At 59.5% G+C, this 14845-nt stretch carries 9 protein-coding genes and 2 tRNA genes; 2 read left to right on the top strand and 9 right to left on the bottom strand.

Annotated elements, in window-relative coordinates; genetic code table 11:
* Nucleotides 1-112 precede the first annotated feature (112 nt).
* The gene (locus KTAU_RS04505) at nt 113-1306 is read right to left on the bottom strand and encodes an ArsA family ATPase (protein ID WP_151727213.1); all 1194 of its coding nucleotides are present in this window, start codon (nt 1304-1306) and stop codon (nt 113-115) included.
* A 390-nt stretch (nt 1307-1696) separates the two neighbouring features.
* On the bottom strand, nt 1697-1933 hold the full coding sequence (locus KTAU_RS04500) for a hypothetical protein (protein ID WP_146747185.1): 237 nt from the start codon (nt 1931-1933) through the stop codon (nt 1697-1699).
* Nucleotides 1934-2567: 634 nt separating this feature from the next.
* Between KTAU_RS04500 and speE the strand changes: the two genes are divergently transcribed.
* Nucleotides 2568-3500, top strand: a complete 933-nt coding sequence (gene speE, locus KTAU_RS04495) for a polyamine aminopropyltransferase (RefSeq protein ID WP_151727212.1) — start codon at nt 2568-2570, stop codon at nt 3498-3500.
* Between the two features lie 232 nt (nt 3501-3732).
* On the opposite strand, the gene speD is transcribed toward speE, so the two are convergent.
* From speD to KTAU_RS04460, 7 genes are all read right to left on the bottom strand, one after another.
* On the bottom strand, nt 3733-4095 hold the full coding sequence (gene speD / locus KTAU_RS04490) for an adenosylmethionine decarboxylase (RefSeq protein ID WP_069804310.1): 363 nt from the start codon (nt 4093-4095) through the stop codon (nt 3733-3735).
* A gap of 587 nt (nt 4096-4682) precedes the next feature.
* Nucleotides 4683-7157, bottom strand: a complete 2475-nt coding sequence (gene leuS / locus KTAU_RS04485; protein ID WP_151727211.1) for a leucine--tRNA ligase — start codon at nt 7155-7157, stop codon at nt 4683-4685.
* 442 nt (nt 7158-7599) lie between these two features.
* A tRNA-Ala gene (locus KTAU_RS04480) sits at nt 7600-7672 on the bottom strand.
* A 347-nt stretch (nt 7673-8019) separates the two neighbouring features.
* Nucleotides 8020-8092 (bottom strand) — tRNA-Ala (locus KTAU_RS04475).
* Between the two features lie 96 nt (nt 8093-8188).
* The gene (locus KTAU_RS04470; protein ID WP_151727210.1) at nt 8189-9670 is read right to left on the bottom strand and encodes a polysaccharide deacetylase family protein; all 1482 of its coding nucleotides are present in this window, start codon (nt 9668-9670) and stop codon (nt 8189-8191) included.
* Nucleotides 9671-10070: 400 nt separating this feature from the next.
* Nucleotides 10071-11090, bottom strand: coding sequence for a phosphogluconate dehydrogenase (NAD(+)-dependent, decarboxylating) (gene gnd, locus KTAU_RS04465; RefSeq protein WP_151727209.1), 1020 nt, complete (start codon nt 11088-11090; stop codon nt 10071-10073).
* A 538-nt stretch (nt 11091-11628) separates the two neighbouring features.
* On the bottom strand, nt 11629-12123 hold the full coding sequence (locus tag KTAU_RS04460; protein WP_151727208.1) for a hypothetical protein: 495 nt from the start codon (nt 12121-12123) through the stop codon (nt 11629-11631).
* A gap of 937 nt (nt 12124-13060) precedes the next feature.
* Between KTAU_RS04460 and KTAU_RS04455 the strand changes: the two genes are divergently transcribed.
* On the top strand, nt 13061-14743 hold the full coding sequence (locus KTAU_RS04455; protein ID WP_151727207.1) for an NAD(P)/FAD-dependent oxidoreductase: 1683 nt from the start codon (nt 13061-13063) through the stop codon (nt 14741-14743).
* The last annotated feature ends 102 nt before the right edge of the window (nt 14744-14845 follow it).

Here is a 14845-nt window from a genome sequence, read left to right as displayed (position 1 = left end):
CGGGCGCGCATAAGTGACCAAAGCAGGGGCCAGCCGACCCGCTGTAACCTTGACCTGGCAGGCCGGGCTTGGCCTGAGCGGGCGAGAGAACGAACGAAGATGATGACTCCACTCAGGCCGATTTCTCGTGCTCCGACTCCGGCTGGCTGACGGGCGGTGCAAAGTGGATCTCCAGGGCCTTATCGACAAAGCGTGCCACCGTTGCCTCCTGGCTAGCCAGAACAGCGGGCAGGGGGATATCGCGCTTGAAATTGCCGATCTCGATGATCATCTCATCTCCTTTTTTCGTCATCAGCACCTTCTCCAGCTCGACGTGAGGAAGAGGAAGGCGCAGGACGTAATGGCCATCCTGTTCAATAACCTCCTGAACAGGCCCGCGATAAAAGACCTGCGTCGGGTCCTGTTCACCGAAGATAGCCTGGGCCAGCTCGGCCAGACGCTCGATACCGAGGGGTTCCTGGGCGTAGTAAGGGGCCTCCCAGACAGGTAAGGGGGCGAAGGTCTGCTGGATGTGGCGGCGAAGCTTCTCCTGACTCTGATACATCTGCTGCATAAACTGATCCTGGTAGGGACCGGGTGGTAAGACGCGATTACAGACCACGCCGTCGATGGGATAGCCGAAGAGAGCGAGATAGGTTTCTGCGCGCAGCGCCTCCTTGATCACCATACGTTCTGGGTTCACGACTGGGCGATAAGAGCTAACAGAGGGATCGCTCAGCACATTGCGGAGGGCGTTGACGCGCTCGCTGAGCAACTGGATGGCATCCAAGACCTCTGCCGATGGAAGGAAAGCTTTAATCAAGGGGCGGGCCAGATTAAGCGTAGTGCTTTGCAGGCCGGCGATGCGCCCGGCATACCACTGGAAGGTATCGGGCATGCTCAGCAGGCGTACCGTCTCGCCAGTGGGGGCGGCATCGATCACCACCACCTCAAAAGCGCCGTCGCGGGCATTGCGGTAGATATTAAGCAAGCTAACAATTTCATCCATGCCGGGGATCAGAGCCAGCTCCTCGGCCATGATACTGTTCAGGCCCTGAGCGCGCAGGAGAGTGCTCAGCGTGCTCTGCAGTTTCCCCCAACTGCGTCGCATCTCGTCGAGCACATTCACCTCCTGGGCCCACAATTGGGGAGCTAGCTCGCTCGGTTCCGAGGTCAGAGGCTGTTTCAGGCAATCGGCGAGGCTATGGGCCAGGTCGGTACTCACCACTAGCGTCCGTTTGCCGAGCTGGGCTGAGCGTACAGCGGTAGCGGCAGCCACCGTCGTTTTCCCCACGCCACCTTTGCCGAGATAGAGAATCATTCGCATAGGAGAAAACCTTATCTTCCCTCGTCGGATGTGCTGTCCTTATTATATGCTCTCAAAGGCACAGTCTGGCGGCGCGAGGTATCTATTCTAGAAGGCGGCGCCTGGTCAGACGGCCTTTTTTCTGTTTCAGCAATTACTACGTTAGGCGGCGGGGCCAAGTTAGAAGGAGATACGGGAGAAGGAAGTAAGACGGCGAGCAGGCAGCCGCAAAAACAAACAGGCAGCCAACTCGCCGGAAAAAAGGCCTCTATCGTCACGCGCCTGCCCTTCCCTCTGACGCGGTCACCGCATCGCTACCCTCGTACCCTCGGGCCTGCCTGCCGGGAGGGGAAGGTGGCAGCGAGGCGCGTCTGAGCGCGTCTCGGGTGGACAGGCGGACGAAATAAGCTACTACAACTCGATTTTGCCCTGGAGGAACAGCATTCTGATAAACTCCAGGCGACGGACGATCTCCATACGATCGCTTCCCCCGCTCTGATACCACTGGCGCAGCCAGAGCAGGGACGTGACCTCATCCTCAGTAAAGCCCTGGCGCATCAGCACTTCGCCCTCGTCGGTCAGCTGGCTGAGCGTCGTGTCGCACGGTGTTTCAGGTTGCCGTTCCTCATCGATCCGTGGATTCATCATGCTCTCTCTGTCCTCACGTTCAATCGCTCGCTCGCTCACTCACTCACTTGCCGGGCCTCTATCCCACTTTGCCCATGTTGTGCAGGTGCGGTGACTGCTGTTACTCATCAATTATAGCGAGAGAAGAGCAGCAGACAGTCAACGTTCAAATAAGGCGAGACCTGGGCCTCTGCACAAGTCCTCTCATTTTATAGTAACGCTTTCCATCCCTCACTTTGGCATTTCCTCCGCAGCAAGGGAGAGCGGAGATAGCAGGCGCGGCTCTCTGTCCCTTGGCCCGGGAGCGCCCAAGCGGCGCGCCGGGTGACCTCTGGCGGTTCTCGCTCTTATTACGATTGAGGCCCCGCACAGGTTCCATCTCTGGCGGCGCTCTGTGCAGCGAATGGGTCCAGCAGGGGCACTTCTCCCGCCTGGCTGCTGGGTGATAAGCGAGCAGGGCGATGAGGCAGGCAGGACCGTGGTAGGAAGTGCAGAATAGCAGAGGCAGAGGGGCATGAATATGCTATAATAGTTGCCGGGACTGGAACAGCTTGGGAGCGAGGAGTGGCTTCAAGCCGCACTTCACTTCTTTTTATCAGATCCTCTCCTCTATACTTTTTATCTCACAATATCTTAGGAAGTTGAGGGGTGAATTATGCATTTGATGAAGCAGATGCAGGCACAGAACTGGCTCATAGATTTCCGCGGGGGCACGCGTGCCAACATGTACCGCGTGCTCAAGACGGTTGTTGCCACCAAGTCGCCGTATCAGGAGATTCTGATCCTGGACACTATTGGCTTTGGGCGAGCACTCTTTCTGGACGGCATTCCGCAATCCTCGGCTCTCGACGAGCATATCTATCACGAAGCGCTCATTCATCCAGTTCTGGTAGCGCACCGGCAGCCCAAGAAAGTCTTCATTGTCGGAGGGGGAGAGGGAGCCACGTTGCGGGAGGTGCTGAGGCATAACACCGTCGAGCGTGTTGTGATGGTAGATATTGACGACACGCTGGTAGCCCTGGCCAGGGAGCATCTTGGTGACTGGCATCAGGGGGCCTTTGATGATCCACGAGTGGAGCTGGTGCATGCTGACGCGCGGGGTTATCTAGAGAAGACCAGCGAGACCTTTGACAGCGTCATTGTGGATGCCACTGACCCGTTGGAGGGCGGACCAGCGGCTCTGCTCTTCACTAGCGAATTCTTCAAGCTGGCCAAGTCTCGTCTCAATCCGGGGGGGACTTTTGGCATGCAGGCCGAGGCGACCGACATTGGAGTTTGTGAGGCGCATGCCTCCATCATCAAGACCCTGAAGCAGTGCTTCAAATCGGTGTTTTCCTATCAGGCGATGGTTACCTTCTTCGGTCTGCCCTGGGGCTTTGCGGTGGCCAGTGACGAAGATATCGCGGCGCGCTTTACGCCGGAGGTCATCGCGGCCACCCTGCGAGAGCGGGGGTGCACCAATCTCAAATTTTATGATGTTGAGTCGCACCAACACATGTTTGCCCTGCCCAAGTACGTGCGGGAGGCTATTGAGGACCCGAACGTTGGCATGATCATTCGTGACGACCGCGTTCTGGTGGTGGAATAGAAAAAACGCCCACCTGAGCCATGCCCCGCTCAGCTTCGGCGCGGGGCATGGCCGTGAGCGTTTTCTGCGCCGAGGAGCCGACCCCACCCACAGGGATGTTCTCCATCCTCCTCTCGTTCCCTTTCCTTCCTCCTCCCTTCCTCTCTCTCACCTTCGCGACGACCCGTCCCTGCGGACAGGCAGGTGGATAGCGGGCAGGCGGACAGGTTTGGTGGATGAGCGGAGGGCGGAATTAGCGGGCGAGCCGGCGAGTTTCGACTTTACCTGGCTCGAAGAACGAGACGAGCGCGGCGTGGATGCGTTCAGCGGCGTCGGAGTTATCCCGCTGGTAGTTGCAGATGTAGACTTCCAGCGTCGCGTAGCCTAGTTCTGGCCAGGTATGGATAGCAATATGAGACTCAGCCAGGGCGATCAGGCAGGTGATACCGCCCCCATCGAACTGATGACAAAAAGCTCCCAATTGCGTGAGATTGTGCTCTTTCGTCATCCTAGAGACGGCTGCACGCAGCTTCTCGCTATCCAGCTGAGCCATCAGGTTCTTGTCGCACGAATACAGCTCCGACAAGATGTGCTTTCCAACCGGAGGGGGTGCCATCGATTCAGAAACGCTTCCTTTCCTGAATTAATGTACCACTTTATTAGCCCTGGTCGGTGCAACCAAACTCTATGTATCGCCAATGCGATATTGTTGAGGTGCGTTGGTGAAAGCAGATATATCAGCCCAGATGGCTCCAGGGCGTTTTGTCACAGCGGCCATACTAGTTTAGCACATTTCTTTCCCCATGACAATGGCTGGGCTTTCGGCCTCTGGTTGAGGTTGTGTAGTGTCTCTGTAGGCCTCTCAAGTGCTCTGAAGCTCTCTACCGTCTGTCAGATCATAGGTCAGAGGAATAGGGAAAGTTGGGGAAACGGTCAAAAAGAGGCTCCCAGGAAAAGATGGCCGTGATGCCGGTTTGGACATCACGGCCATCGGTAGGCTGATTGGTTGCCCGGTGCTTGCCTTTGCCGCTGTGAAAGAAGATCAAGGCACCAGCCTCCAGCCTTCTTCCATCGTTGGCTCTGCTGGCTGGGCCTGAGTGCGCGCTGCGGCTTAGGCGACCGTGGCAGAGGCCTCAAAGGCTATCAATATCAATAGTTATGGCGCTCGCTCGACTACGAGCAGCACGCTGCCTGAGCCGGGGTCTAAGCGTGGCGCGTGACCACGTTTGCTATGCGGCCAGGCACGTAGATGAACTTCTCCACGGAGGCCTCGCCGATGTAGGCGGCCACGCGCGGGTTGCTCAGCACCAGCTGACGGATCTCCTCCTCGGGCGTCTCGACTGGTATCTCCAGCCGTTCGCGCACGCGTCCGTTGACCTGTACCACCAGTGTGAAGGTCTCATCGTGTGTCAGAGCCTCATCGTATTGAGGCCAGTCGGTCAGGTGAATGCTGCCCTGGTGGCCGGTCATTTCCCACAGCTCCTCGGTGATGTGAGGAGCCATTGGAGCCAGCAGGTGCATCATAGTCTCCAGGGCCTGGCGATAGGCCGCGGTGCGGGCGACCGGCTCGTGCTGCTGCTTGATCAGGGCATTGTTCATCTCCATCAGCGCGGCCAGGGCTGTATTGAAGCGGAAGTGATGCAGGTCCTCGGTGACGCGCTTGATCGTCTTATGGCGCAGGCGCTCGATGGCGCGGGTGGCCTCGTTCTCCTCCTCGCTGACGGTGCCGCTGACCCAGCTCTCCGTCACCAGGTTCCAGACGCGATTCAGGAAGCGCCAGACACCTTCCAGGTTCTCGGCCTTGAAGCTCCCACCCTGATCGAAGGGGCCGATGAACATCATGTAGCAGCGCACCGTATCGGCGCCGTACTTCTCGACATACTTATCGGGGGCCTCGACGTTACCGCGCGACTTCGACATCTTCTGGCCATCGGCTCCCAGCACCATGCCCTGGTGGTACAGGCGCAGGAACGGCTCGTCGAAATGCAGGTAGCCCATATCGCGCAGGGCCTTGACGAAGAAGCGCGCGTACAGCAGGTGCATAGTGGCGTGCTCAGCGCCACCTACATACTGGTCGACCGGCAGCCAGCGACGGATGGCCTCCTGGCTCCAGGCTTCCTTATCGTTATGCGGGTCGGCGTAGCGCAGGAAGTACCAGGACGAACAAATGAAGGTATCCATCGTATCGACCTCGCGCGTTGCCGGGCCGCCGCACTTGGGACAGGTCGTATTCAGGAATGCTGGTTCGTAGCGCAGAGGAGACTCGCCCGTCGGTTTGAACTGAACATGCTCAGGCAGGTAAACGGGCAGCTGATCCTCGGGAACGGGAACCGTGCCATCCTTGGGACAATAGATGATTGGGATCGGGGCGCCCCAATAGCGCTGGCGACTGATCAGCCAATCGCGCAGGCGGTAGGTCACCTTCGACTGGCCAATGCCCTGCTCCTCCAGGTAGCTAATCACGCGGCGGATGGCCTGATCGGCGGGCGTGCCCGTAAAGGGGCCGGAATTGATCATCGTGCCATAGGCTGTTTTCGCCTCGCTCCAGGTTGCCGGATCGCTCTCCTCCTCGCCTGGGGGCAGGATCACCTGACGGATCGGCAGGCCAAACTTACGAGCAAACTCGAAATCGCGCTGATCATGGGCGGGCACACCCATCACGGCGCCCGAGCCGTAGCTCAGCAGCACATAATCGGCGATCCAGACCGGCACGCGATCGCCGCTGACAGGATTGATCACGTAGCCACCGGTGAAGACGCCTGTCTTTTCCTTCTCCGTGCTCAGGCGCTCGATCTCTGTCATGCGACGTGTACGCTCGACATAAGCCTCGACCGCGGCGCGCTGCTCGGGAGTGGTCAGGCGCTCGACCAGCGGATGCTCCGGAGCCAGTACAAAGAAGGTGACGCCATAGACGGTATCAGGGCGCGTAGTAAAGACGGGGATCTCGACGCGCTCGCCGTCGATCTCGGTGAAGAAACGGATCTCCGCACCCTCGCTGCGTCCGATCCAGTTGCGCTGCATCGTGACCGTCTTCTCTGGCCAGTCAATGCCATCGAAACGCAGCAGCTCCTCGGCGTATTTGGTGATGCGCAGCAGCCACTGCTCGATCTCCTTGCGGATCACCGTACTGCCGCAGCGTTCGCACGTGCCGTTAGGCAGCACCTGCTCATTAGCCAGGGTCGTGTTGCAGCCGGGGCACCAGTTGGCGGGGGCGCGAGTGCGATAGGCCAGGCCGTGCTTATAGAACTGCAGAAAGAGCCACTGAGTCCATTTATAGTACTCGGGCTGGCAGGTTACGACCTCGCGCTGCCAGTCCCACTGAGCGCCCATCATGCGCAGCTGCTTGCGCATGCGTTCGATGTTGGCCATTGTCCAATCGCGGGCCTGGATGCCGCGCTTGATGGCGGCATTTTCGGCGGGCAGGCCGAAGGCATCGAAGCCGATGGGCTGCATAACATTGTAGCCCAGGCGGCGCATGAAGCGGCCATAGGCATCGAACGGAGAATAGTTGTACCAGTGGCCCATATGCAGATCGCCGGAGGGGTAGGGGAACATCACCAGATGATAGAATTTTGGCTTAGGCGAATCGTCCGGCGCGTGATAGATCTGCTCCTCCTCCCAGCGAGTCTGCCATTTTGGTTCAATTACCTTTGGATCATATTTTGTGCGCGTGATCATTGCAGGTGTCCCTCCCCTGATAATCGGTCGGACCTGATCAGGCACTGCGGCCAACAGCAGGAAAGCAGAGGCAATGCGAGCCGACATCGTCATCGGTTCCCGAAGCCAGCCCGAGGCGCACGCATGAGAGCGGAGGCGCTTATTCTGCTGCTTCACCTGGTTTTCTCTATCTCCCTGGCTGTCGGGCGCTGTCTGGCTTGTAGTGAGTAGCCCTGCGCCTACGGCGGTGGCCCAGGCGGGAGCGGCAGCCGAAGGCGGAGCAGGCTGCAGCAGCATAGACGCAGGACAAAAGGCGACAGCGACAGGCCAGGAAATAAGCGATGCAGTAGGGAGTGAGCGTAGCAATAAAAAAACCTTTCATCCGCTCGGGACGAAAGGTTTTTCCGTGGTACCACCCTGTTTCCAATCACCATCGGTAGCTTACTGCGGAGCTGAAGAGAAGTGGACCTGAGGGGACTCGAACCCCTGACCTCCTCCATGCCATAGAGGCGCGCTACCAACTGTGCTACAGGCCCATCTGCAATAGACGCTTATGAGCGTCTCATCAAGAATTCTTCACTCCGCAGTGCCAGGTGACTGGCACTCGTTCATTGCTGTAACGGGCATACCGACAGGTGCTACTGACTCCCGAGGTGTTCGCACCTGTTGCTCACAGGCGAGTTCGGTCGTTATCCCGTATAGCCTTGCACCAGCCGGCTACTCTCTGGACGGGTCTGGCGACCTACTACTCCTGCTCATCGCCAGGTTTATTCTCTTTCCGCTGCCCTTTTACTATAGCACAAAGCTTTGCGGTTTGCAAGGGGGGGAAGGCCCTCCTGCCCTTGCTGCCCGTTGAGCTGAGCTGTACTGTGCTGGCAGCGGGTGGAGATGAGGGGACTCGAACCCCTGACCTCGACAGTGCGATTGTCGCGCTCTACCGGCTGAGCTACATCCCCATACCTTCGTGTTGGCGACTAGAATGATAGCACATCTGAGGGTGAATTGTAAAGACCCTTTTCTAGGGGATCTCCCAATTCACCCATTCGTTCTATCTATGAAGACGCTGGTAGGCTAGCGATAAATTCCGCCAGGTTTTCACGTCCGTCGACGCGGATGCGCAGCAGGGCGAAGGGCCGGGTGCTTTGCTGGAGCCAGCCGGTAAGGCCGGGATCGGTGGTGGCACCAACGTAGCCATCGGCGGCCAGCATGGTGGTGATGCGGGCCTGTTCAAGGGAGGTACCGTGGCGGAAAGGCTCGCCGCTGGGGTAACAGAACTGCTGAATGGGGATGCCGAGGTGCTGCTGCAGGGTAGCCTGTGACAGCTGCAGCTCCTGCTGAGTAAGCTGAGGATCGCCGACGACGATCCAGCCCAGGCTGATATGATGCACAGTATGTGAGCCAACCTGCATGCCCTCAGCGAGCAGGTTGCGGATCTCTCCCCAGCTCATATAGCCCGCGTTTCCCACGACACCGGTGATGATGTAGAACGTGCCAGTGAAGCCGTGGGCCTGCAGCAGGGGCACCGCGTAGCGATAGACATCCTCGTAGCCATCGTCAAAGGTGAGAATAATGGGATGCGGAGGCAGCGGTGCGTCAAAATAGAGGGCGTTGAAGAGCTGGTTGAAGGTAATGGTATGGTAGCCGTGGCTTTTAAGATAGTCGAGCTGGGCGGCAAAGTTGCGCGGTGTGACGGTCAGGCTGTAATCGAGCAGATTGTGGGTGGGTGCAGGTGAGACATGGTGATACATCAGGATGGGCACTGCAACGCTGCGGGCGGCTGGCTGAGGCGGTGGTAGAATGGGCGCTTCAGGATCAGCCGGTCCTCCGGCGAGTACATACCAGTGCGGCTGCTCATTGCCCTGGTCGGGGCTGGCCTGGACAATGAAAGGCAGGTTGCGGTAGATGCTCGCCGGGTGAAGGTCCTCGGGCGGTAGATTGGTTTCTTTGCTCAAAGTGGCATCGGGAACGAGCTGCAGGGAGACTGGGACAGTGAGGACATCGCTGTAGCTCGTCATGGTCTCTGGATCGACCCAGCGACTGAGTCGGCTGGGGAGCCCCAGGCTGAAGCCCTGCAGAGTGTAATGGGCAAAGCGCGCCTGCCAGAAGTGAGCAAAGGCTTGTTCATTGGGCCAGAGGGCGCGCCGGGCCGGTGCCAGGAGCGACCACATAGTGGTGTAGTCATGATGCAGGAAAGCGGTCAGATAGCGCTGGGCCAGGACGAGCACTTGTTGCTCGTTGGCCGCCTCCTGCGGGCGCTCGGCGATAAAAGTAGCGGGGTTGCGCTGGGCCTGCTTGCCACTCTGACTGTTGCCGCTCAGCAGCGCATAGAGACCCCAGGCAAGGACGGCGGTGGCGATCAGCAGCAGGGTGAGGAGTCCAGCCAGCAACATGGCCCGGGGTGAGGCCGGACGATGGCGCTGCCTCCTGGAAAGTGGCTGGCTCGCTGGTTGGGCCGTTTCTAGCCCTGATAGCGCTGCTCCCGATTCCCTCCGGGAGGCGTAGCCTTGTGACTCGTGATTGCTAGTGTATCTCATGGCTAAGGACCTGTGCGTGTTGTGTGTTCCTGCCTATAGCTGTACATGACCGCCCCCTCATTATACCAGAATCTAGGTAAAAATACCTATTCAGGAGCGGCAACTAGAGCACAGCCGTAATGAAATACGCCGGTCAATGATGAGGTTAAAAGAGCGGTTCGTATCCTCTTGGAGGACATGAGGGCTTTAGGGAGGCTTATCACCCTGAGATAGAGGCAGGGAGAAGAAGAAAGGGCAGGAAGGCTGGCTCCGCGAGGCAGCGGGCCAGCCTATCCCGGAGCCGCGGGCGAATGTGGCAGCGACTGCCCGGCGGGCGGCGTCCCCGGCGCGCATCTCGCGAGATAGGCGGGTGTGGCTGCGCGAGAGGAGTCAGGTCTGGTGGAGGCGGTGCCTACCGGGGCTAGCCTTGCTTCTCATGGTGGCCGCCGAACTCAAAGCGCATGGCTGAGAGCAGTTTGTCGGCAAAATCCGCCTCGCCGCGGGAGGCAAAGCGCTCATAGAGAGCGGTGCTGAGCACGCCAGCGGGCACGGCCTCATCGATCGCAGCTTTGATGGTCCAGCGTCCCTCACCTGAGTCGGAGACGCGTCCCGCAAACTGGCTGAGATCGGGGTCTGTGAGCAAGGCGTGGGCGGTCAGGTCGAGCAGCCAGGAAGCGATGACGCTGCCGCGGCGCCAGAGTTCGGCGATATCGGCCAGGTTGAAGTCGTACTGGTAGTATTCGGGATTGCGCAAAGGCGTCGTCTCGGCGTCGATCTCTTCGGGGTGCTTGCCGATGTTGGCGTGGCGCAAGATGTTGAAGCCCTCGGCGTAGGCGGCCATAATCCCGTACTCGATGCCATTGTGCACCATCTTGACAAAGTGACCGGCGCCGTGTGGGCCGCAATGCAGATAGCCGTGCTCGGCAGTACCGCCAACCTGCTCGCGTCCAGGAGTACGGGGAGCGGCCTGGAGACCGGGAGCGAGGGCTTCAAAGAGCGGTTCGAGCCGCTGAACGATCTCGGCCTCGCCGCCGATCATCAGGCAGTAGCCGCGCTCAAGGCCCCAGACGCCGCCGCTGGTGCCGACGTCCAGGTAGTGGATGCCATGCTCTTTCAGGGTGGCGGCGCGGCGAATGTCGTCCTGATAGAAGGAGTTGCCGCCATCGACGACGACATCGTCGGGAGAGAGCAATGGAATGAGCTGTTCCAGGGTGGCATCAACGGAGGCGGCGGGAATCATCAACCAGACAGTGCGGGGTGGCTTCAGCTGCCCAACGAGTTCTGACAGGGAAGTAGCTCCCGCGGAGATAGCCCCCTCTTTCAAACGCTTCTCCACGGTCTCGGCGTGGCGTGCGTAGCCAATGCATTTATGGCCAGCCCTTTGGAGCCGCAGGGCCATATTGGCTCCCATGCGTCCAAGCCCGATAAGACCAAGTTCCATATAGCGATCCTTTCTTTTTCTGTCTTTCTTCTCTAGCTAGCGAAATTGGTGCTCTCCGGGGTACGGATGGAGAGGCGGGCGCGGCGTGCTCTGGCCTGCCTGATGGGAGTTCCCTTCTGAACGGCAGGCGGCTGGAGGCCGGGCTAAAGGAAGAGCAACACAGCGCTGCCTGTCCATCGCTAAGTGTACCATACTAGCGCTGGGAAGTGAAAAGAGGAGGGCTGGTCGCGACGCTGGGAGAGGGAGGGCCAGCCTGGCCGTTCCCTGGGGCCGAAGGCTGGCGAGGGGAGGATCAGGGAAGAGGTGCTCCCTGGCAATTTGCCAGGGAGCAAAGGGCAAGGTAAGTCGCTGCTGTAGAGCTGTCGCAGGGCTGCGCGTGCCTGATCCGCTCTACCACAGAGCAGTGATCCTTGTTGAGCACCGCTCGGGACCAGCTGGCTGGGTGACTGGTTCTCTCTGGCAGACTGGAGGCAAGACAGCCGGTGCTGCCAGGGCCAGCGTCAGAGAGGGTCGGCGCCGGGGGCTGTCCCTGACGCTGTTAGCCGCTGGGGCGCTGGCGCGTTCGGCGCATCAGAACATAGCCCGTTTCCAGGATTGAGAAGATATCGATACCGAAGGCGTACAACTTCATACGCGTGCGCGAGAGGACGTTGCGTACGGGGCGCATCTCCTGGTCCCAGACGCCTTCAGCCTGGGCCAGGCTCAGGCGTCTTCGGCAACGCTCAACCTCGGCTTCTGTGATCTGGCCGTTGGTAAAGCTAGCGAGGAGGACTTCGTAGGGACAGTAGTGGGGGTAGGCTTCCAGTAGGGGGAGCAGCACACAGATTTCGCTGTTTGTGAATTGCTGCTCGGCGATGAGGCGGGGCAAACCCTCCTCGCAGGCGAGCTGGGCCAGGGTGCCGAGAGTCAGATTGAGAGCGAGATGATGCTCAGGAGGGAGCAAATCGGGCAAGGCGAAATGGCGTATCTCGGTAGGTGCTTCTTGTGAGGGACGCGGAAATGCTTTAGTCATACGCAGAGAGGTCTTCTGCATGGCACGCTCCTTCTGGCTGGATAAGATAGCTGCTGACAGATGGACCAATTGGCCGAACTAAGCCCACGCCGCGCCGGGAGCCTGTGGTGGCTTTGTGTCACCTGGTTGCTACTGAAGCGCCCGCGACGTTCTCCCCTCTTCCCGCGTGAAGGCCAGCGCAGTTCGTCGCCGGGCCGCGAACCCCTCTTCCGCTGGCGCTCGCTTGCTTGCTGGCTGGCGAAACGGCTGCCCCTCTTCAGAGGAGCAACAGGCCCTGCACTGCGAGAGCACTATGGTTTCTGCACGAAAATAACGCTCCTTTCCTCGTGCTGCTTCCTCACAAGCACTTCTCGCTCCTTAGATGCTGCTCTCTACAGAGGACGAACGAGCGGCGCAATGATCAAATTCAGTCTCGGGGGCGCGCTCGCTGCCGCTGAACCAGCGCTGCGGTGAGCTGGCCGTTGCCATGAGAAGCATGGACTGCTTCGATAGGTGCTGTACAAAGAAACGCAATGATATTCAATGTCTGATATATTTCGTTCCTTCCATATTTTACAGTACCAGATAATCGCCCAAAAATCAATACCTGAATTGGCTTTTTTTGCTTCTCTTGCCGTAATGATGGCTGCCTTTCCTGCGGCGGAGGGGGGTGGGCGCTTGGTATAGGATATTCTGGCTATTTGTCCGTGCTGCACCCGCAAATTGGGCAATTTTGTTCCATACTGCTTTCGGTATCAGCTTTTCAAAGTCAGCATGCAGCTGACCGTTCAAAGGTCAGCCTCTCTCAGTATCCCTTCCCTCTCCTTCCTGTTCTTCCATCCTGGCTATATCGGTTGATGTCGATTCCATAGCTTCATGCTGGAAGAGCTGCCTCGTTGTCAGGGTATGGGGTATGAGAGACGATTGCTGCTAAATGGATGATACAGACTTAATTCAATAGGAAAGGTGCGCTTCAACCATGCGGAAGACCGCCCTGCCGGCCTGGTTCGGCGATTCGCGGATACAAGCCAGCGCGGACATCGTGATTGTGGGGAATGGGATCGCCGGCCTGACTGCTGCAATCGAGGCTCGCCGTTTTGCGCCTGATGCCACGATTCTGGTCCTGACAGAGCAGTGCTATCCGACGATTCACACGCCGGCGCTGCGCCAGGTTCTCTCTGGCAAGGTGGGTCGGAGCCAGTTGCTGGCCTATCCGGAGGGGACGGAGCAAGCGCGGGGGATCAAAGTGGGAGTGGCGCGGGTCGAAGTGATCGATGCGGTCGAGCAGAGGCTGCTGGTAGCACGTGGGGGGGTAGTCCACTATGGGGTACTCCTCTTGGCGACGGGTAGTGTTGCCCGTGGGTTGCCGAAGGATCTGCCCGGCGCTGCGCTAGATGGCGTTCTGACGTTGCATCGCCTGCCCGACTATCTTGATGTCAGGCGCCGGCTACGGGAGGTCCGTGATGTGGCGGTGATCGGTGGTGGTGTGCATGGAGCCGAAACTGTCATGAGCCTCTTGCACCTAGGCAAGCGTGTTCACTGGTTCATTCGCGGTTCCTACTGCTTGCCGCGCCTGCTCAATCGAGCGGCAGCTGAGCTTGTTCTGCGGCACGTGGAGCAGGCGGGGGCGCTGGTTCATCTGGAAAGCGAGGTGATAGGCTTTCTGGGCAGTGTGGGGGAGTTAGCGGGGGTTGCCACTGCTGACGGGCGTGTTGTTCCGGCGCAGCTGGCGCTGATTTGTACGGGAACGCGTCCCGCGCTCGATCTGGCTGCTCGCTCCACGCTGCCTCTTGTCTATGATGAGAAGCAGGGCATCCTTGTCGATGAGCGGCTCTGCACCAGTGTCCCGGCAATTCTGGCGGCGGGCGATGTGGCCGCCTGGCGACATCCCCTGAGTGGTTCCTATCGCTCGCAACCATCCTGGCATGCGGCTGTCCTTCAGGGACGAGTGGCAGCGGCGACCATGACGGGACAGATGATGGCCCCTGTCAGTGGAGTGATCGGTGCTCCCTGGCAGGCCACGCGGCTGGGTTCGCTCTCGATCCTGGCTGTCGGCGATCCCTTAGCGGAGGAGGCGGAGGTAAAGGTACTGACGCGGCATGGGAAGCAGAGTTACCATCGCCTGGCGCTGGCTGGTGATCGTCTGATTGGCTATCTCGCGCTGGGAAGAGCGCAGCCCGATGCCCTGGCGATCAAGCGCCTCATCGATGAGGCCTTACCGGTGGCGGCGATCCAGGATGCTCTGCTCCGAGGCGACTTTGATGCGCGTGCCTACTTTGTGCGGCTTCGCTCGTCTAAGCTCTACACTCTAACGGCGCCCGGGCGGCTAGCGGAGCGTACATTGGCGACCTCCCGGTGTGCGCCCTCTCTGTCTCCTCCGCTGGGCACGACGGCTGCGGTGGCGGGATGGCAGGAGCCGCCCCAGGGCGGTAAACCCTTCCTGCAGGGAAGCGTGTCAAGAAGGAGGCCCCAAACTGAGCCACTACGGAGATTGATCCCTGCGCAGCATGGTACCAACGCGACCAATGCTGCGGGTTCTGGTTCACTTGCTGATCCTGATTCTTGGGCTGGGAGGCCGGAGCATGAGCTGTGGCCGCGGCGGCTTGCGCTGCCGGCCTCCTTGTCCCAGCCAAACCCGCGTTCGCTGCGATGTTGTCAGTAGCCAGGCGCCAACGCCTGGTGCGAACGTGTTACTCTCTGAGGTGATGCAATCTTCCTTTCTGACTGGGAGGTGCCCGGGTGGTTGGTCTGGTCGGCTGCTTGA

It is taken from the genome of Thermogemmatispora aurantia, assembly GCF_008974285.1.
In the GTDB taxonomy this organism is placed as follows: Bacteria; Chloroflexota; Ktedonobacteria; order Ktedonobacterales; family Ktedonobacteraceae; genus Thermogemmatispora; species Thermogemmatispora aurantia.
Note: the sequence above shows the minus strand (reverse complement) of the source record. Positions and strands in the feature narration are given on the sequence as shown.